General features: G+C 33.2%; 16 protein-coding genes, 1 tRNA gene and 1 riboswitch. Of the genes, 5 read left to right on the plus strand and 12 right to left on the minus strand.

What is annotated here, in order from left to right; all coding sequences use genetic code 11:
• Positions 1–23 precede the first annotated feature (23 nt).
• Genes B0A75_RS08845 through pnuC form a run of 7 tightly spaced genes read right to left on the minus strand, consistent with a single transcriptional unit; the run spans position 24 to position 7829 of the window.
• On the minus strand, positions 24–1382 hold the full coding sequence (locus tag B0A75_RS08845; protein ID WP_089053921.1) for an AMP-binding protein: 1359 nt from the start codon (positions 1380–1382) through the stop codon (positions 24–26).
• Entirely contained in the window at positions 1369–1950 is a 582-nt protein-coding gene (locus tag B0A75_RS08850) for a hypothetical protein (protein ID WP_089053922.1), read from the minus strand. Before B0A75_RS08850 ends, B0A75_RS08845 begins: the two co-directional genes overlap by 14 nt.
• On the minus strand, positions 1943–3703 hold the full coding sequence (locus B0A75_RS08855; protein WP_089053923.1) for a hypothetical protein: 1761 nt from the start codon (positions 3701–3703) through the stop codon (positions 1943–1945). The genes B0A75_RS08850 and B0A75_RS08855 overlap by 8 nt, the downstream gene beginning before the upstream one ends.
• Complete coding sequence (locus B0A75_RS08860) at positions 3696–4667, minus strand: hypothetical protein (RefSeq protein WP_123872346.1); 972 nt, start codon at positions 4665–4667, stop codon at positions 3696–3698. The genes B0A75_RS08855 and B0A75_RS08860 overlap by 8 nt, the downstream gene beginning before the upstream one ends.
• Complete coding sequence (locus B0A75_RS08865) at positions 4655–6247, minus strand: AAA family ATPase (RefSeq protein ID WP_208861260.1); 1593 nt, start codon at positions 6245–6247, stop codon at positions 4655–4657. Before B0A75_RS08865 ends, B0A75_RS08860 begins: the two co-directional genes overlap by 13 nt.
• 24 nt (positions 6248–6271) lie before the next feature.
• Entirely contained in the window at positions 6272–7267 is a 996-nt protein-coding gene (locus B0A75_RS08870; protein WP_208861261.1) for an AAA family ATPase, read from the minus strand.
• A complete protein-coding gene (gene pnuC, locus B0A75_RS08875) occupies positions 7254–7829 on the minus strand; it encodes a nicotinamide riboside transporter PnuC (protein WP_089053925.1) in 576 nt (191 codons plus the stop codon). Before pnuC ends, B0A75_RS08870 begins: the two co-directional genes overlap by 14 nt.
• A 603-nt stretch (positions 7830–8432) precedes the next feature.
• Here pnuC and B0A75_RS08880 point away from each other — a divergent pair.
• Positions 8433–8504 (plus strand) — tRNA-Glu (locus tag B0A75_RS08880).
• Between the two features lie 57 nt (positions 8505–8561).
• Here the strand turns inward: B0A75_RS08880 and B0A75_RS08885 are convergent.
• Positions 8562–9251, minus strand: a complete 690-nt coding sequence (locus B0A75_RS08885) for a LytR/AlgR family response regulator transcription factor (protein WP_089053926.1) — start codon at positions 9249–9251, stop codon at positions 8562–8564.
• Positions 9248–10270 (minus strand): sensor histidine kinase, encoded by a 1023-nt coding sequence (locus B0A75_RS08890; protein WP_089053927.1) that lies wholly within the window; start codon positions 10268–10270, stop codon positions 9248–9250. The genes B0A75_RS08885 and B0A75_RS08890 overlap by 4 nt, the downstream gene beginning before the upstream one ends.
• A 142-nt stretch (positions 10271–10412) precedes the next feature.
• On the opposite strand from B0A75_RS08890, the gene B0A75_RS08895 reads away from it, so the two are divergent.
• A complete protein-coding gene (locus B0A75_RS08895) occupies positions 10413–12797 on the plus strand; it encodes an outer membrane beta-barrel family protein (protein ID WP_089053928.1) in 2385 nt (794 codons plus the stop codon).
• A gap of 85 nt (positions 12798–12882) precedes the next feature.
• Here B0A75_RS08895 and B0A75_RS20400 read toward each other — a convergent pair whose 3' ends face one another.
• Together B0A75_RS20400 and B0A75_RS08905 are read right to left on the minus strand one after the other, a co-directional pair.
• Complete coding sequence (locus tag B0A75_RS20400; protein WP_123872347.1) at positions 12883–13443, minus strand: SH3 domain-containing protein; 561 nt, start codon at positions 13441–13443, stop codon at positions 12883–12885.
• 165 nt (positions 13444–13608) lie between these two features.
• The gene (locus tag B0A75_RS08905) at positions 13609–13914 is read right to left on the minus strand and encodes a hypothetical protein (RefSeq protein ID WP_089053930.1); all 306 of its coding nucleotides are present in this window, start codon (positions 13912–13914) and stop codon (positions 13609–13611) included.
• A 116-nt stretch (positions 13915–14030) separates the two neighbouring features.
• Here B0A75_RS08905 and B0A75_RS08910 point away from each other — a divergent pair, with 116 nt between their 5' ends.
• A complete protein-coding gene (locus B0A75_RS08910) occupies positions 14031–14243 on the plus strand; it encodes a helix-turn-helix domain-containing protein (RefSeq protein ID WP_089053931.1) in 213 nt (70 codons plus the stop codon).
• A 15-nt stretch (positions 14244–14258) separates the two neighbouring features.
• Here B0A75_RS08910 and B0A75_RS08915 read toward each other — a convergent pair whose 3' ends face one another.
• Entirely contained in the window at positions 14259–15209 is a 951-nt protein-coding gene (locus B0A75_RS08915; RefSeq protein ID WP_089053932.1) for a homocysteine S-methyltransferase family protein, read from the minus strand.
• Positions 15210–15384: 175 nt separating this feature from the next.
• A riboswitch (cobalamin riboswitch) is annotated at positions 15385–15621 on the plus strand.
• Positions 15622–15701: 80 nt separating this feature from the next.
• Between B0A75_RS08915 and B0A75_RS08920 the strand changes: the two genes are divergently transcribed.
• Both B0A75_RS08920 and B0A75_RS08925 read left to right on the plus strand, forming a co-directional pair.
• A complete protein-coding gene (locus B0A75_RS08920) occupies positions 15702–17771 on the plus strand; it encodes a TonB-dependent receptor (RefSeq protein ID WP_244284369.1) in 2070 nt (689 codons plus the stop codon).
• 33 nt (positions 17772–17804) lie between these two features.
• Entirely contained in the window at positions 17805–18962 is a 1158-nt protein-coding gene (locus B0A75_RS08925) for a YncE family protein (protein WP_089053934.1), read from the plus strand.
• Positions 18963–18968 lie beyond the last annotated feature (6 nt).

The raw sequence follows: 18968 nt of genomic DNA on the forward strand, positions 1-18968 counted from the left end.
TAGATTGACACTTTATTTTATAATTACAAATCTGTCTGCAGGTCCGAAGAATACAGAGACTTTTCTACAGCAGTATTTTGAGATATTTTTTGAATATCTACCAGAATATCAACATCATTTTTAAAAATTGTGTTCAACACTTCAGCAACTTCCTTCGAAGTATGTTCATTAGAATATCCTACAAACTGAATCAGCTTATCTTTTTGTTGATGCATTTTAAATCCTGCCAAAGACAACTGAGACAAACGATTAGAAACATCAATATTATTGATTTTCACATTTGATTTTGTCAAAAAAACTATTGGATTTCGAGCTTCTAAATCTATTAAAAACGGAACTCCATTTTCTATCTTTAAACTACAAAAATCACCTGTTCTATATCGTATTAATGGCAAGAAAGGGTTACTGCCTCCGGTGACTACTAATTCTCCTCTTTCGCCATAAGGAAGCTTCACATCTTGATATTCATCAAAAATTTCTAAATACAAATCCGGCCGAATAACCTTATATCCAATTTCTGAAGCATAAGCTATGTTTCTACATTCTGTTAACGAATAAAGATCGATAACAGGGCATTTAAAATAATTTTCTAATTTGCTTTTGGTGCCTTTTGTTAACTTCATAGCAGAGGATATTAAGGCCTTTGGATTCAGTTTAGGCTTTAAATCTAGTAATGCTGTAAAAGCGATTGGATCACCAGTAAGAATTTGCGGATTATACTTCTCAAGGTATTTTTTACAATCATCAGGATGATTCCAATCTGACGGATTTAGATTTATTTTTAAAATACCTGCTCCTTCTAAATAGGTTGATAAAGAAGCATATGTCAATGTTTTTTGCTGCGCACAAATCAAAGCAATTGCTGCTGTATTTTTACTTTCTTTTATATGAATATCGAAATCTTTTAGAACCGATTCTATTTGCGGCAGCCAATTGGCTTGTGAAACGGCATCAAAAAGCACATCTAACTTTGGTCCTGTAGATCCTGAAGTATGATACACTAACAACTCCTCTAAATTTGCATCATTAGAAACAAATAAATAAGGATATTTTCTAATGTCTTCTCTGGAAATGGTTGGAAAAGAACCTAAATCAGTGCCTTTTTTGTCATAAAAAGGTACTGTTTTAAGACACCATTTTAAATAGTCATTTACCCAAACTGGCGTTTGTCCTTCGTTCCAAAATACTGTTTTATCATAGTACTTTTTTTTATAGGAATGGACTTTTGAAAGTTGTAGTGCGTTTAATCGATCGCCGCTTTTAAAATTAAATTTTGGAGCAAAAGCATCTTGTCTAAGTTCATTTAAGAAACTTAAATCATCAAGCAGCGGAAAACGCTCCTCATCTGTTAATGCAATTTGTGGATTACTACTCGCGTCCATATGTATTTGCTGCTTCTCTGGCTTTTTTCTCTGCCATTTCTCTTTTAATAGCCATTATTCTTTCGTGCGCTTCGTAGGATTGTTTTAAAACTTTATGCCTGTCTGCACTGCTTAATGAAGATAATTTATCTGCAGCTTCATCATAACTTTCGCTGTTAGGTATGATCTCACAACAATTTAGCAGCAAACGCACCATTTCTTCCGCACGTTCATCATCATTAATCCATTCCTTAAATTTTACATATGCAGCAGCTTCACGCAAATCTTCAAACCAAAATTTATAGAGTTTATCTGCAATAAATGGCTTATCTATAAAATCTTGATGACTAAGAAGCCATAAAGAAATATGAATTGCCAGCCAATGATTATCTTTAATAAGATTTAAATCAGTATTGGTTGGTATGTTAAATTCAGTTCGTAAAAAATCATTACTTACAATTCTGTATGTATCACAAATTAAAGCTGTTGAATTCAATCCATCTTTAAGAAGAAGATTCGAAGACTTTAAAAAGCTGTCTGGGCATTTTCTTAAATAGGTAACTAGTTCAAAAACATCATATTTAGACATAGGCATAATTTTGTTGTGAAAACTCTGATGCAAATTTTAAAAGTTCAGCTTCGTTTGTGACATAATATACTTTCCAACCCATTTTTTCTAATCGTATTACTAAATCTTTTTGATAATCTGGTAGAGAATGCAAAACCATAGTTCCGTGTCCACCAGCATTTTTTAATGCAATTTCGGCCAATTCCCAATGTGTTTGTTTCTTTTGTGTATCAGAATTTAACATGCTGAATATATCATTGTCCGTAACGATTACAATATGTGATTTTTTATTTGTTTTTTCTCCAAACGGTTTTCGCAATCGCTCAATTCCGTAGGCATAACCAGTTCCCAAATAAGAGGTTAAGGTAGTTAGCAAATCTGTTTCATCAGAAATAAAACCATCTGTTTCCAAATAACTTCCTGGTTCACCAGATAAACACCCCATAACGGATGCTCCAGCACGTAAAGCAGATAATCCAATAATTGTTGCTGCGAGAACCGGCCATGAAAAATTTTCTATTGGATTCATCATCGAACCAGAGCAGTCTATCCCCATATATACATCTAAAGGTCCTTCTGAAATATTATTATCAGAGTCTGCACCGTAAGTTCTTTTTTGAGTGGTTAATCCGGGAATAATTGCAGGTGATAAAATAGCCGATTGCAGCCAGTCTACTTCTTCGATGGCGTCTCCAATATCCCACGTTTCCAAACCTTCTGGTAAATCCATAGAAACATTTTCTGAAGTCTCTACAGGAAAATCGATTAAATGAGATAAAGCAATTTCCTTATAATAGGCATTAACCAAACTCTGCTCATCAGCATTTGGGTTGACTTGCTGCATTAAGTCGATATAATTTCCCGGCCCCATATATCCATTTCTTGGTCCAAATCCGCCTTTTTTATTTTTATCTAAACCTAAAACATCGATGTTTTTCTTGCCGCCGTCTTCTTTTAAACTAATCGCTTCTTTTCGCATATCGACTATTTCATCATAGCCTTCTAAATCAAGTTCTGTCATACCCGAGATATCCATAGCTCCTTTGCCTGCATCTTCTGCATCTAATAATATCAAAATCTTTTTGCGTGCATCTCGAAACGTTTTATCATCCATTAAATAGGGATATAACATTACAGCAAATCTTCCTCCTCCATGAATCCAGCCCTTTGAATAACTTCTAACCAAAGAAGCTAATAATGAAGCATCCGCATCTATTTTTTTACTGTGAAATGATAAATTCACTGCTAATTCGCCGCGTTTCAAACGCCACAAATATTCATAGGTACGCATCATTAATGTCCATAATTCAGAAAAATTATCTTCTGAATTAATCGCTTTATAAACCTCTGAAATTTTTAATTTATTGACACGCTGTAATTTATCATTAATTAAAAAATCAGTATATAAATTTGACACCATAGGTGCTCGATCCTCAATACCGGGTAAAGCAAAACGAATTCGGTTCAACAAAACAGCGTTGTCGTATAAATTTGCAGGTGCAAAAATGTGATGCCCTATTTCGTGCGCCAATACCTCAACAGCGTAATCGACAATACCGCGTTCTACAATTTCTTCTAAGTTTATCACTATGCGATGATCTGTTAATCGAATCATTGCAAAGCTGCCCGAAAGCCCTTCTTTTTGAGCTTCCTGATGCGACAAACACCAAATAGGTTCTTGCAAGCGCAGCAAAGGATTCCACTCCAGTTTTGCCTGCTGCCAACACGACTTCCAAGAGGCTAATGTTTCTTTTATTTGAGTTTCATTATGCATTTCCAAGACTGAATAAGTATAAAAAATAGGAATTTTGCAACGTTAAAACCAATGTATTTTCTGTTGTCGCAAAAGATGAAATCTTTCTTGTGTCAATTTTTTCGTTGCCTTTTCCGAGCCATTTCTCCAAGTTATCTAATCGATTAGAATTTGATAAAATTAGAGATGCATCAACAGAATTTGCAGGAACCAAAACTTTTCCAAATTGGTCTGCAAAAAGTGCATAACTGCTTTTCGAATCGGTTACAAATATGTTTCCATCAATTTTTGCTAGTCTCGGCGGATTTTCAAAAAATCCATCTGTGTCTTTAAAACCTCCTTGTACGCCCTCAAATTTTGCTTTTTCATTCGCCCAAGGATTCTTAAAAAGCTGAATCGAACTTTTGTCTGAACTTATGGCATTACTAACTATTTCTTGCAGATTCTCAGAAAGTTCTTTGAAATCTGTATTTAAACGAATCCTCAAATGCGCCAAACCGCATCTCCACGCATAAATACGTCCTGCAATTTTAAAATCCTCAATAGTTTTAATCTCAGAGTTGCTAATCTTGATTAGATTACACCAATCTATTGTTTTTTCTGGTGCATATATATGCAGATTAAAAAGAACGTCATTTAACAATGAAATTACTTTTACAGGAAATTTCACGACCAAGTTTGGCATTTGCTCCATTAAGAGCCAAGCCTCTTTGTATTCGTCTTTATAGCGAATTGCAGATCCGTTTCCAATTAACTTCAATGATTCTTGATAAAGCGCTTTTACGATTTCATGAATTTTTTCTGGAGCTGAATTTAAAGCAGTCGTTTCTTTTACAATTGGCTCAACAACTTCTACCATCCAACTCGTAATTGCATGAGCAGGCAAATTGCCATATTTCATTTCGCTCTCATTGTACCATCGATTGTACAACGTGCTTTTTTCGCTTAATTCTGCAATAAGTGGTTGAAAGCTTATTTTTTCCATTGCAGCCATCTTTTGTAATTGGTGTATCGTTGATGCAGATATTTTAGTTTTAAAATATCATCAGCTCGGTAACCGTACAGCTTTTTCTCTTCAGACCACTTTTGCAGCTGCTTTTCAATACTTAAAAGGCGATTATCAATTTCTTTTGAAGATATATTTTCAAGACCTTTTTTAAATTCCTCTTCAAATCGATCAACTGGATCATTTCTATCCAAATCCTGACTCACATATTCATCGCAAGACAAATCGAATAAGTTTCGCAGCCACACAATTCGATCTACTCTGTATACTTCATTGCCTATTTGATCGAAAAATGGAGATTCTAAATGCGGCGTCAAACTGTCGTGTAAAACAAATGGCAGAACTTGTCTAATATCTTCTAATTCTACTTTTCGATTTCCTCTAAAATAAGCCAATGCTTTAGAAAACATTAGTAATGTCATGATTTTTCTAACAGATAAACCATTCTTTGCCTGCGAACCTAAATCTTTAATCGGATCTTTTCCTGTCTCTTTCCTAAAAAGAACACGCATATCCATACCAGATAATTTTGCCGTGTCTTTGGTCATATATTCCAGTCGGTTAGACGCAGGTTCAAAAAATTCAAACTGGCGGCAGAAAAACTCGATACGTTTACGTAATTCTGGATCTATTTGAATTCCTCTAATTTGCTTATTTACAGTCGTTAATTCTTCTTCTGTAAAAATAATTTCTTCCGGAATTATTGCTTCTGGCTTAAAATTGAGCTCAATGCGCTGCAATAAATCTTCAATAAACCTTGTATTAAAGTGCATAGCTCTAATAACAATATCAATTCTATCCTTTAAGGCTTCAATAACCTGATAAGTTCCTCCTCCTGCATCATCGTTAGCAGTTAGATACCATGCGCCATCAGGACATTCATAAATCTGATCAAAAATTTCAGCGTAGTTATCGGCCAGCACGGTTAATAAAGCGGATTGCGTTCTAGTTGGAATTCGATTATATTCATCAATAATTTTTACTCTCATGCCTAACCATTTTCGCCAAGCAATTCGAATATCTGAAGTTTTTTCGGCCTTTACCATATCCGAAGGCAATGGATGTCCTAATAAATCTGAAATTGTCATTTGAGGCTGACCATGCTGAATGGCTCGCATTACATCTTTATTATCATATCCAGCCAGCAAACCCATCAAAACAGAAGTAGCTGTTTTTCCGCGGCCTGGCCCGCCAACAATAAGACATTTACCTCTTACAGCTAAATTTAACAGAGGCATTAATACAAAACTAGAATAGCTTTGATCTGTAGGCAGATAAACGGGTACTTTACTGTCTCCAAATAAAAACTTTTTAGGATCACTGTCATTAAATTCGATATCATAATACGGACTAATAATGGCCGTATTAGCGATCCAAAAATACGCTTGGCGCAGTTTCTCATCTAAAGTAATTGCATCACCAGATTCTTTTTGAAAATCATCACTTGAATAAAGATCTTCTACTTGAAATTTATTATTGCTTTTGGCATCTTGTGGATTCGTTGGTGATTCCGGAACTTTCTTAAAAAATCCCATCGTTTTATTTAATAAATCAGACATAGCTATATTTTGATTCTAAGTTATTTAAAATTTACAATTCTCTGAGGCAGATAATACTTTTGATACTTGCTCAATTCGTTCATCAATAGTACCATTGAGCATATAATATTTAAGATTTCTATTGTTTAAATCTTCTATTATTTTTTGCTGAAATTCCTTTCTTTTCACATCACCGGATCGATCCCAAGTGTCATCATAAGGAATATCAGTATCACAAACAAAAATAATATCGTGCCTATTCTCTGCTGCTTTTGCTAAATTTTCTAAGGCTGCAAGAGCAGTTCCATGATAATCCAGCGAAAATAAATAGGTCGTAATCGCATTAGTATCTGAGAACAAAATTCGATTTGATTGCAGAACAAGAGCATCTTCTCTCTCAATGTGTGTTTCAGCAATTTTTAAAAGATCTTCTAAAGTTAGTCTTTTATTTATTTGATGCTTCTCCCAATATTCTCTTCCGTATTCAGGCATCCATTGCGTATCAAAATGAAAAGCCAATTTTTCTGCTAACGTAGTTTTACCAGTTGATGGAGCTCCAAGCAATACCACTTTTGTTATCAAATCTTTATAAACTATGGGATGAATAAATTTCTTATTTTCAAATGAATCTTTTCTAATTTTTGTGGCGGAGATTGGAATAATATTCCGACTAACATCAACTTGTCGATTTACAGCATTCAGCGCAATACTCATATGTACGCCATAAGGCTCACTCGAGTAAAAATGCGAGATAGTACGATTACCTAAAACACTTAAAACATAATCTTCCTGAATTTTCATAATCTCTGGTGTATAACCAGTATCATTTGGCGAATTCACACCTTCAATGACTACAATTTTCGGGTATATTTCACGTATCCAAGCTGCTCTGGTCGCTAAAGCAATATTTATTACTGGATCATCATAAATTAACACTATTAATTCATCAACTTCATTAACAGCAGTTTCTATTAATAATTGATGCCCTTTATGAAAAGGCGCAAACTTACCTAGTGTTAATCCAACTTTATGCTCGCTCATATTCAAATTCTTCATTATATACTTTTCTCCATTCTAGATAACCAATTATTGCCATAATTAAAAAAAGCACATACAAACCTGTTGTAAAATACAAACCTTTGTACCAATATACTCCTATAGCAACTACATCTACAACTATCCAAAACATCCAAGAATGCAATACTTTTTTAATCATTAAATATTGAGCAACAAGGCTTGCAATGGTTATAAAAGCATCTTCATAAGGAAAAGATGCATCAGTTTTTGTCTGCATAAAATAACCTAAACAAAAGGATAATAAAATGGTTGAACCAATCCAAAACGTTTCGTTTTTTATCAATGTTATACGCAATTTACTGTGATTTGAACCGCCATATTTCCAATTATACCAGCCAAATACCTGCAGAAAAACATAAACAACATGCAAAATCATATCTGAATATAATTTGGCTGTGTAGAAAATAAAACAATATAATATTACTTGAAGTAAACCAAAAGACCAACACCAGATATTTTGTTTAATAGTAAAATAAACGGCCATAAAGCCGAAAAAAGCGCCAAATATTTCTAAAGTTGTATCCATAATTGGGTATAAATATATAATAATGAATCAAAATTTTAATTGATAACGAATAACATTTAAACAATTTACATCTCTTTATTTAAGTACTTTTTGAACGACTAATACTTTTTGAACAGATTAGAATCATTAACCATCTTATTGTCTGTAAAATGGAGATCTAAAAAAATACCAAAAGCGATTGTGAACATAATTAACACAAGTAATTTTAAGAAATTAGAAAAACACATCCTTCCGTTTTTGATGTGTTCTTTCAAATTATGGACGAAGAAAAAACTATACAATTGTCTAAAAAAGGAGATATTGACATTTATTTTCGGCTAAACTTTTCAAAAAAACCACAAAAAATCCGCAAGAATATTCTTTAAAATAAAACATTTTAAAATTTTATTGATTTTTTTATTCAAATAAAAATCTTCTTTCCCTTATTTTTAAGGATAAAATAACCTTCTATTATCCAAATAAATACACTTCAACTAACTTGCTTCGCTTGTGAATTTTTAGCTCAAAACGTGTTATTTCAAGTCTAATTTTAAAAAGTTTTTTTCAGAATCTTTTTGTGTATTTCAAAAATAGTTGCATTTTTGCACCCGCAATAGCAAAACAGGTCCGTTCGTCTATCGGTTAGGACGCCAGGTTTTCATCCTGGTAAGGGGGGTTCGATTCCCCCACGGACTACAAAAAAAGCTTCAGAGAAATCTGAAGCTTTTTTGTTTTTAGGTACTTGCACTGCTTTTAATTTAACCAATCGGAAACTAATTTTCGGTAAGTTTCACCAATTGGAAGCTGTTCTCCGCTAATCAACTGGATTTGGTTTCCATCAATAATTTTTATCTTGTTCTTTGGAATAATATACGAACGGTGAATGCGTACAAATTGGTTTACAGGCAGTTTTTCAAGAATATCTTTCATATTTTCGAGAACCATAATTTTTTCACCTTTTGTGTGTATTCGGATATAATCTTTTAATCCTTCAATGTAAAGAATATTATCTGTCGCAATTTTATAATGCTTCCTTTCGGCTTTAACAAGCAAAAAATCCTCAGAATCTTGGTTCTGAAAAGTTTCCTGCCAGCGAATGAATTTCTCAACGCTTTGATAAAACCTATTGAACACTATAGGTTTCAATAAATAATCAATTACATGAAACTGAAAAACATCTAAAGCATAATCTGTATAAGCAGTTGTAACAATAAAGTTATGCTTTTGGTTAAACATCTGCATTAGTTCGATACCGGTAAGCTGCGGCATTTGTATATCAATAAAAACCAAATCGACTGTTTCATTATTCAATATTTCTATTGCTTTAAAAACATCCGAATCAGCATACAAAACATTCAATCTAGGAACTTTTGATGCATAATCAGCCATAAGTTTTACCGCAAATGGCTCATCGTCTAATATAATACAATTTATTTTTTTCATTTTAAATCTATTTCAAGTTCAGCTGTAAACTGATTATTTTGATTCACTAATTTTAATTGATGTTTTTGAGGATAATGAAATTCTAATCGCTTTTTTAAATTATCCAGCCCAATTCCGCCCAGCTTATCTTTCTTTTGTATTGCGATGCTATTTATCACTTTAAAATGGAGCTTTTTGTCTTTCAAATTCAAATTAATTACAATAGGATTTTCGTTCGAAGTTAATCCATGTTTTAAAGCATTTTCAATTAATGGAGATAAAACATAGGGCGGAATTTCTTCTGAAACCTCTGCCGTTTCAATTCGAAAATCGATATAAGCATTTTCCTGATGTCTTAATTGCTCAAGTTCGATGTAGGCTTTTATATAATCAATTTCATCTTGCAATCTAATTTTTTCTTTTTGAGATTCATAAGTCGTAAAACGCATAATTTGACTTAATTTTTCAATCGCTTCCAAAGATTTATCCGATTGAAAATACACCATCGAGTAAATATTATTTAGTGTATTAAAAACAAAATGCGGGTTAATCTGTGCTCTTAGAAATTTGATTTCGGTATTTTTATTTTCTTCTAAAATAATCTGATTGTACTCTAAAAGACGAATAAAATAAATCACAAACCAAAGCAGTGAACTCAAAATTACAGCCGAACTGCAGTAATTCAAATTATCCAACATATAGTTAAAAAAATCAGGATTTGTATAGTTTATTTTATCAAACAAAACTGCTGTTATAACTTGCTCAATCAGCCATCGTAATAAGGTAAAAAACAGGTAAGAAACCAATACACCTGCAAAAAACATTTTCCATTGAAAGGCTTTAAAAACCCTTTTCATTACAATTAAATAATGAAAGTAAAAGGTAAAAACAAAAACAATGCAATAGGTTATAAAAAACAAATCTGGAACAAAAACATTTGTTTGTATTGGATTTTTGGCAAATGTAAAATAAACCATCAAAAGCCAATATATAACATGAATGATAATCTCTGCCTTTAGTGATAATGTTTCCTTACGCATATTGTTATTATTTTTTTTCAAAGATATACATTCATAAAAAAGTCTAAAAACGGGTTTGTAGATTATTCACGGGGGTTTGTCGATAAAAGTAGTTTTAAGCATTTTTTCAGCACAGTTTTGCATGGTAATTAAATCAAAACCCATGAAAAAAGTTATCATCCTATTGTTTATTCTTCTTAGTCAAACTAATGTATTCAGCCAGCAATTTTCTATTAAAGGAAAAGTAATAAATCAAAATAAAGAGCAAGTCGAGTTTGTAATTGCCAGTTTATTTAAGGACAACAAAATAGTTACATCAGTTTCGACCGACAGTTTGGGGAATTTTGAAATGAAAACTGAAAAAGGAAGCTATAGATTGCAGCTGGAACAATTTGGAACAGAATACGTCAACAAAGAAATTACTCTTGATCAAAACATTGATCTAGCCATAATTGAAATTAAAGAATCAATAAACCTTGAAGGAGTAACCATAAAATCTAGAAAAAAACTGGTTGAACAAAAGGTCGATCGACTTGTTTTTAATGTCGAAAATTCTGTAACTGCCACTGGCGGAACAGCTTTGGATGCCTTAAAAGCAACGCCAACGGTTAGGGTTCAAAATGAAATTATTTCGATTGTTGGAAAAGGCGAAATCTTTGTCATGATCGATGATCGCCTGCAAAAAATGCCGCAAGAAGATTTGGCTGCGTTTCTAAAATCAATTCCGTCTGATAACATCAAAAGCATTGAAGTGATAACGACTCCGCCAGCAAAATATGATGCAGAAGGAAACAGCGGACTTATTAATATCAAATTAAAGAATGCAAAAGCGAATTCATGGAATGCTAATATTGGAACTTCATACACACAAAAAACGTATGGAGGCGAAAACTTAAATGGATTATTTACTTATAATCATGATAAAATTTCGGTACAGGCTTCTGTTAACAAAGGAAAACAAAAATTACGCTCTACTTCAGAAAGTGCAATATTTTACACGAACGAGTTATGGAAAGAAGATATTAAAAATAAATCGGTGATTGATGTATTGAGTTTAAGTTTTGGTCTTGATTACAAACTAACTAATAAATGGACAGCAGGAATTCAATATCTTGGCAGTTTTACAGACAAAACCTCAACTAATAATCCGTTTACAACTATATATAATAATAGCGGAACGGCAGATTCTTATATCACTTCGGATGTTAATGCAGCCAACAATCCAAAAATGAATACTGTTAATTTTCAAAATTCTTTTGTATTAGACAGCTTAGGAAAAAACATTTCGATTAATATTGATTACTTCAATTACAGTAAAAATGATTATCGTTTCTTTTCTGGAAATGAATTAGATCGCAATAAAAATGTTATTCCTAACACTTTTTTTTCGTCGACCACCAGCAATGTCAATGAAATCAAAAATTACTCTGCAAATATCGACGTTTCGTTACCGTATCAATGGGCGGACATTAGTTTTGGAGCAAAAGCTTTTCATACCAATACTGATAACAATTTAGCCGTATACAACAACGAAACAGGAACTGCGGTTTTCAATACAAACCAGTCGAATATTTTTAATTACAAAGAGTACAATCAGGCTGTATATTTTTCGGGAAGCAAAAAGATAAATTCTAAATGGGAAACACAAATTGGTTTGCGAATTGAAGCTACACAAACCAAAGGTTACTCTGAAAATTTAAATCAAACTACTGCAAATCATTATGCAAAATTATTCCCAACAGCTTATTTAACGTATGCGCCAAATGAAAACAATTCTTTTTCTTTAAACTACAGTCGAAGAATCCGCAGATCTGAGTTTGAGTATTTAAATCCTTTTGTAATTCAAACAAGTCCTTATTCTTATTCGCAGGGAAATCCGTATTTAAAACCTTCGTTAATTGATAATTTTGAATTTTCGTTTATCCGAAATCAAAAATGGGTTAACTCTGTGTATTTTTCTCAGGTTTCAGATTTCGGGCAGGAATTATCTATCATCGATCCTGAAACAAACAGCACCAAAAGAATGCCGTTAAACTATGCCAATACGTATCAAATAGGTTTTTCTACTTCGTACAACTTCAATAAATATTCTTGGTGGAACAGTTTTACAGGTTTTAATTTAAACTATCAAAATGTAAAATCAAGAACAAATTTCATTAGTTCTATAGATGGATACAACGGATATATTTACAGCAATAATGACTTTACTATAAACACTAACAAAACAGTATTTATTGGATTAAATTACGGTTTACAGCTTCCTGGGCGTTATCAAATTTTTAATATTTCGACTTTGAACATTTTAGACATTTCGGTTAAAATGCTCACTTTCAAAAAAAACCTGTCAATTACATTTCTAGCCGAAGACGTATTGAATGCACAAAAACCATTAATTACCTACACTTCAAACGGAATAAAAACAAATATAAAAAGTTACGGAGACACTAGAGGTTTTAGAATTTCGTTAAGTTATAAATTTGGCAATCAAAACATTAAATCAAAACAGCGCGATTTTGGAAATGAAGACGAAAGAAATAGGATAAACTAATTACACCAGCAAAAACAGGGCTTCAGAGAAATCTGGAGCTTTTATTTTTAATTTGATTTGAAATCATCTTGAATCTGTAAATCAACTAAGTCTTGTAAACATACTTCGCATTCACATACCCATAATTACCACTCTCAATCACTTTAACTTGTAACCATTCGCCATCAATAGCAATAAGTTTCAATAGCGCATGCTTTTTAAGTATTTCAATCGCTTCATATTCAATTCCAGGTCCATTACGTAGATTAAGAATATCAGAATCAACCGCTAACATGTCATTGGAGCGATAATTATTCATAAAACTTTTGTTTTTAATTCTTTCTTTGGGTTGAGTAGAAAAACTTGATTTACTAGGATTACTAACAGTACTTTTTGACACCGTTTTAACTGCCTTTTCAGATGCTCTGCGAGGCGCCTTATATCTCACTGGTTGTGAATAAGTAGCACATACCCCGCAACTGCCTCCATTTGAGCAATGTGCACACCTGCTACAATTAGAACAAGCACTACATGAAGCACTCCCTGTACATCGTCCGTCTTCTTTAGGCTTTGTATCGCAACAGCTCGCCAAAAGCTTCCTATCCTGCGCATAGACAGATAAAAAAGAAAAAAACAGCAATAGAATTAAAGGTATTATTCTCAACATAACAATATATTTTAAGGTTATCTGCAAACCTAAAGAAAGGTTTCAATTATCCTTTACGGTTTTCCATAAAAGCAGATTTTTTTGGCTTTATGCTACCTGCATAAATTCAAATTGTAAAACTATGGAAATCGCAAAAAAACAATAAAACTTGTAACAATTATCAAATCAATCCGTTTCATTGTGAGATTCAACAATTAACAATCCTTTAATTTTATCCAACAATTCAAATTCGTCTAAAGGAAATAATTCGATAATGTGCTCTAAAATTAATCCAACATTAATTGAGGAATCTTTATCATTATCAAGTCCCAAAACACATAATTTCAGCATATTATTAATCATACAACCGAGCTCATAATAAGTTGAAAATTTGATTTCTGTTTTACATCCTTCGCTATTATCGCTTGATTTTTTTAAAACACTGAAATACTGCTTCATATGCTCTAAGCTTTTAGTTTCTTTCGTCTCCATACAATATATATTTTCTAATTAAATTATTTCATTACGAATATTTTTGTTATCATAAAAGATAACTGAATTAAGCAAATATATAACAAAATTTGAATTATCATAAAAGATAATTTATTTTGAAACAATCCTTACAACAAAAAGTCGGAAAACGAATTCAAGAAATTAGAATTGAGAAAAACATTTCTCAGCAAGATTTAGCAGCGAAATGTAATTTCGAAAAGAGTAATATGTCTAGATTAGAAAAAGGAAATGCAAACGCCACACTTTCTACTTTAGAGAAAGTTTGCGATGCTTTGCAAGTAGATTATATTGAATTATTTAAGTTTTAGATTTATAAAGCTGTTTTAAACTACTTTCAATTGCTTTACAATCTCAAGAATATGTTCCTCATCGGTACCGCAACAGCCGCCAAGCACATTAATATGCGGAAAAGAATCTTTTAAACTTTTATATTCTTTGCCCAAATCCTTAGGAATTCCTCGATCTAATTCTGTGGCTTCGTCTAATTCGGCGTGGCTTTTACAAGACGCATTTGCTCGAAAACCTTTTATTCTTTTTACCCAATTTTCATTTGCATTCGCTTTCAGTTCGTTTACAAAATGCGTAGGATGCGCACAATTTATCATATAATACAACGGAGGTACATTTACACTTTTGTCTATTTTTTCGATTGCGTCTTTTAAGCTCATTCCGGTTGGCAGTTTTCCATCAGTTTCGACTGTAAACGAAATAACTACAGGCAAACTTACAGTTTCGGCAGCTTGAACAATACCTATCACTTCTTCGATATAATTCATGGTAAGCGCCGAAACAAAATCAACCGGCATTTTACTTAGAACTTTTATTTGTGCTAAGTGATATTGTTTTGCCTCTTCGACATTCATACAATTATCAGGCACATAACCGTCGCCTCGAGGACCAATACAGCCGCTTATAAGAATTGATTTTATGGAATTCGAAAATTCTGTTTTTAAATCTGTTAAAAGGGAAACTGCTTTTTTATTCAACTCAAATAAGGAATCTTTTGAGTATCCAATTTTTTCAATCCACTCTGGATTTGCGCGCCAAGTTGGACTTTCTAAAATAAAATTTGTTTTATACTTTTCGGCAATTTTTAAATAACGCGAATAATAATTTTTCATGCTGTCGTATCCTTTTTGATCTTTTAATATATCAAAAGCAGCAAAATAAGGCAGATCAAAACCTTCTAGAAAAACTAATGTTGTTTCGAGTCCGCCATCAGTTAAAAACAAATCTTCAGATTCATTTGGCAGTGTATTTTTAGTCTTTTTCATCTCCACTTCACTAAATACAAAACATTAACAATCAAATAAATAACACTATAAATATACAAAATTTAGACTTCTTCAAATAAAAAAACAAACAAAAGCAAAATCAAGAACTTTGCTTTTCAAGAATACTTTTCAGCAATTTTTCCAAAAACATAACCATAACCATAAAGAGTTTATTTACTTTTGCACCCGCAATGGTTTAGCTGCAACTTTTCAAGTGCAGTTAACGAAGAGGGAATTAGGTGCAAATCCTGAACAAGCCCGTTACTGTAAATTCCATGCAACATTTTGACAGATTAGGAAAGCTTTTTTAGCTTTCGAAATCAAATCTTTTGCCACTGCATTTTTATCAAATGTGGGAAGGCGGCTCAAAATGGGAATAAGTCAGGAGACCTGCCACTGCATATAATTTTAGGCTCTCGCGGACCAGAGTTTTAAAGACAAACACATTTATCAAACTAAACATTTGATTTCATTTTTTCCGTTTAAAACTATTTGTCACAAATAGACTATTTTGCTATGCACGTATGTAAAAACAGGCATTTAAGCCTGCTGCATTGTGGATTATGTGCCTTATTATGGATTTTATTTATAAATCCGATTATGGCACAGGATAATCCTAAAACTAAGGAGCGAGACTCTTTAAAACCACTTGTGTTAAACGAAGTGATTCTAACCGCAAGCAAACGCGAGTTTAGGATCGAATCGCCTATGCCTGTTCAGATCTTATCAGGAAAACAGCTTGAAGCACTAAACAGTCTTTCGGTTGCGGATGCTGTTCGTTATTTTTCGGGTGTTCAATTGAAAGATTACGGTGGAATCGGCGGTTTAAAAACCATAAACGTTCGAAGTTTAGGAAGTGCTCATACGGCAGTTTTTTATGATGGAATGACAGTTGGAAATGCGCAAAACGGTCAAGTCGATTTAGGAAAATATTCTTTGGACAATATTGAAGCTATCGAACTTTATAATGGTCAAAAATCGACTATTTTTCAACCTGCACGAGGTTTCTTCGCTTCAAGTACACTTTTACTTAAAACAAAAATTCCTGTTTTTGAATCGGGTAAAACCACAAATATTAGAACTTCTTTTAAAACTGGATCTTTTGGATTAGTAAATCCTTCTGTTCTTTATCAGCAAAAAATAACTTCTAAAACAGCGCTTTCGTCAAATATTGAATGGCTTAAAGCCGATGGAAAATACAAATACCGCTATCAGAAAAAAGACGGTTACGATACAACGGCTGTTCGCCAAAACGGAGACATAACTGCACTTCGGGCGGAATTGAACCTGCATACCAAATTTGGTTCAAACGCTATTGCCAACTTTAAGGCTTATTACTACGATTCTGAAAGAGGACTTCCGGGCGCAATTCTAGCCAATAGATACGAACATGTGCAAAGGCAATGGGATCGCAATTTTTTCATTCATGGTTCTGTAGAAAATTCCTTTTTCGAAAAACACAAAATGCTTACTAATGTAAAATTCAGCCGAGACTACAGCCGTTATATCGATCCTGATTATAAAACCCTTGAAGGCGCATTGGATAATAAATATTATCAAAACGAATTTTACGCTTCGATTGTCAATCTCTACGCTATAAAAGATTGGTGGAAAATGTCATTTGCAGCAGATTTCTCTCTTAATACGCTTGATGCCAATTTATACCGTTTTCCCTATCCTGCCCGATATTCTTATTTGGGCGTTATTTCCAGCGAAATGCATTGGAAACGACTTGATATTCAAGCCAATTTACTTGGAGCTTATATCGATGAGCAGGTTAAATATTATCAGCAAGGCGATAGTCAGCATGTTTTCTGCCCTGTTGTATCCGCTTCTTATCAACCTTTTACGATAAAGAATTTCAGAGTTCGAGCGTTTTACAAAGAGTCTTTTAGAATGCCGACTTTCAATGATTTGTATTACACTTTTATAGGCAACAGTTCTTTGCGTCCAGAATTTACAACGCAATACGATGTGGGAACTACTTACAGTATTGAACCTAAAAAATTACTGCAATCGGTATCATTTCAAGCCGATGTTTATTACAATCGTGTAAAAGATAAAATTATCGCTATGCCGTCATCTAACCTTTTTAGATGGACCATGATGAATTTAGGCGAAGTCGATATTCGCGGCTTGGAACTAAACACCAATTTCGTTTTTAAATTTCCGCAGCAAATATTTCTAGATTTAGGTTTAAGTTATACCTATCAAAAAGCAATAGACATTACTGCAAAAGGCACAACTTACGGCGACCAAATTCCTTATACACCAAAAAACAGCGGTACAATAACCTCATCTATCAACTGGAAAAACTGGAATCTTAACTACAGTTTTATATATACCGGCGAGCGCTACAGTCAAAAAGCAAACATTCCTGTTAATTATGTTAAGCCTTGGTACACCAGCGACATGGCTCTTATTTGGAACGGAAAGTTCTCAAAAATTCCTGTAAAAATAAGCGGTGAAGTCAATAATTTATTCAATCAATATTATGACGTAGTACTCAATTTTCCTATGCCGGGAAGAAACTACCGATTAAGCCTTTCTTTAAATTTTTAAAATAAAACAGCAACACTAAATAAATTCTCAGCAATGAAAACAAATTTCAAATTTTGGCTTTTACTCGCTTTTGCAGCAATAGCTCTTCAAGGATGTCAGGAGGATGACCCTATTATTCCTGAAGAAGTAGAAGTTTTACCGCCCGAAACTGTTACAACTGTACAAGGTTTTTATCTTCTTAACGAAGGGAATATGAACATGAATAAAGCTTCATTAGATTATTACGATTATGAAACCGGAAGTTACAAGCGTAATGTTTACGGTCAGGCAAATCCTGATGCGACTTTAGGTCTAGGCGATGTAGGAAACGATATTGGCATTTACGGTTCAAAATTGTATTCGGTTATCAACAACTCGAACAAAATTGAAGTTATGGATGTGGTTACGGCAAAACGCCTTAAAGTAATTGACATCAAAAATTGCCGATATGTAACTTTTGCTAACGGAAAAGCTTACGCAAGCGCCTATGACGGCGAAGTACAATTGGGAGAAAATTCGCCAAATGGCTTTGTTGCCGAAATAGATACCACTTCGCTTTCGATCACAAAAACGGTAAAAGTAGGCCGTCAGCCCGAAGAAATGGCTGTTGTAGGCAATAAACTTTATGTTGCCAATTCAGGAGGATATAGTCCGCCAAATTACGAAAGAACGGTTTCTGTAATCGATCTAAAAACTTTTACCAAAATAAAAGATATTGATGTTGCCATAAATCTGCACAGACTTGAAGCTGATGAAGACGGTGATTTGTATGTAAGCTCTCGCGGCGATTATTATGATATTCCTTCAAAATTATTTGTTATTGATACTAAAACTGACCTCATTAAAAAAACTTTTGATATTGCCTGCTCCAACCTTACTATCGTTGGCGACAAAGCTTATATAATTGGATCTGAATTTAGTTATGCCACATTCGATTATATCATAAACTACAATTTGATTAATGTTAAAACCGAAACTTTACTTACAGAAAGCTTTTTACCTAAAGCCGTCAGCGACGAGATTAAAACTCCATACGGGCTTGCGGTTGATCCAGTTTCTCTAAATGTTTTTATAACAGATGCTGGAGATTATGTTTCGCCCGGAAAATTATACTGTATTGATAAAAACGGGAATACAAAATTCACGGTTACAACTGGAGATATTCCAGCACATTTTGCCTTTAAAACAAAAAAAACAATAATTAATCCATAAATTTTA

The sequence above is a fragment of the Flavobacterium oncorhynchi genome, assembly GCF_002217355.1.
Taxonomy (GTDB): domain Bacteria; phylum Bacteroidota; class Bacteroidia; order Flavobacteriales; family Flavobacteriaceae; genus Flavobacterium; species Flavobacterium oncorhynchi.

Excerpts from the sequence above, each read along its gene's own strand:
- B0A75_RS08890 (WP_089053927.1), bottom strand. The coding sequence starts at position 10,270 with ATGCGTAAGGAAACATTATCACTAAAGGCAGAGATTATCATTCATGTT.
- B0A75_RS08885 (WP_089053926.1), bottom strand. The coding sequence starts at position 9,251 with ATGAAAAAAATAAATTGTATTATATTAGACGATGAGCCATTTGCGGTA.
- B0A75_RS08915 (WP_089053932.1), bottom strand. The coding sequence starts at position 15,209 with ATGAAAAAGACTAAAAATACACTGCCAAATGAATCTGAAGATTTGTTT.
- B0A75_RS08895 (WP_089053928.1), top strand. The coding sequence starts at position 10,413 with ATGAAAAAAGTTATCATCCTATTGTTTATTCTTCTTAGTCAAACTAAT.
- pnuC (WP_089053925.1), bottom strand. The coding sequence starts at position 7,829 with ATGGATACAACTTTAGAAATATTTGGCGCTTTTTTCGGCTTTATGGCC.
- B0A75_RS08855 (WP_089053923.1), bottom strand. The coding sequence starts at position 3,703 with ATGCATAATGAAACTCAAATAAAAGAAACATTAGCCTCTTGGAAGTCG.
- B0A75_RS08905 (WP_089053930.1), bottom strand. The coding sequence starts at position 13,914 with ATGGAGACGAAAGAAACTAAAAGCTTAGAGCATATGAAGCAGTATTTC.
- B0A75_RS08860 (WP_123872346.1), bottom strand. The coding sequence starts at position 4,667 with ATGGAAAAAATAAGCTTTCAACCACTTATTGCAGAATTAAGCGAAAAA.
- B0A75_RS08845 (WP_089053921.1), bottom strand. The coding sequence starts at position 1,382 with ATGGACGCGAGTAGTAATCCACAAATTGCATTAACAGATGAGGAGCGT.
- B0A75_RS08850 (WP_089053922.1), bottom strand. The coding sequence starts at position 1,950 with ATGTCTAAATATGATGTTTTTGAACTAGTTACCTATTTAAGAAAATGC.
- B0A75_RS08865 (WP_208861260.1), bottom strand. The coding sequence starts at position 6,247 with ATGTCTGATTTATTAAATAAAACGATGGGATTTTTTAAGAAAGTTCCG.
- B0A75_RS20400 (WP_123872347.1), bottom strand. The coding sequence starts at position 13,443 with ATGTTGAGAATAATACCTTTAATTCTATTGCTGTTTTTTTCTTTTTTA.
- B0A75_RS08925 (WP_089053934.1), top strand. The coding sequence starts at position 17,805 with ATGAAAACAAATTTCAAATTTTGGCTTTTACTCGCTTTTGCAGCAATA.
- B0A75_RS08870 (WP_208861261.1), bottom strand. The coding sequence starts at position 7,267 with ATGAGCGAGCATAAAGTTGGATTAACACTAGGTAAGTTTGCGCCTTTT.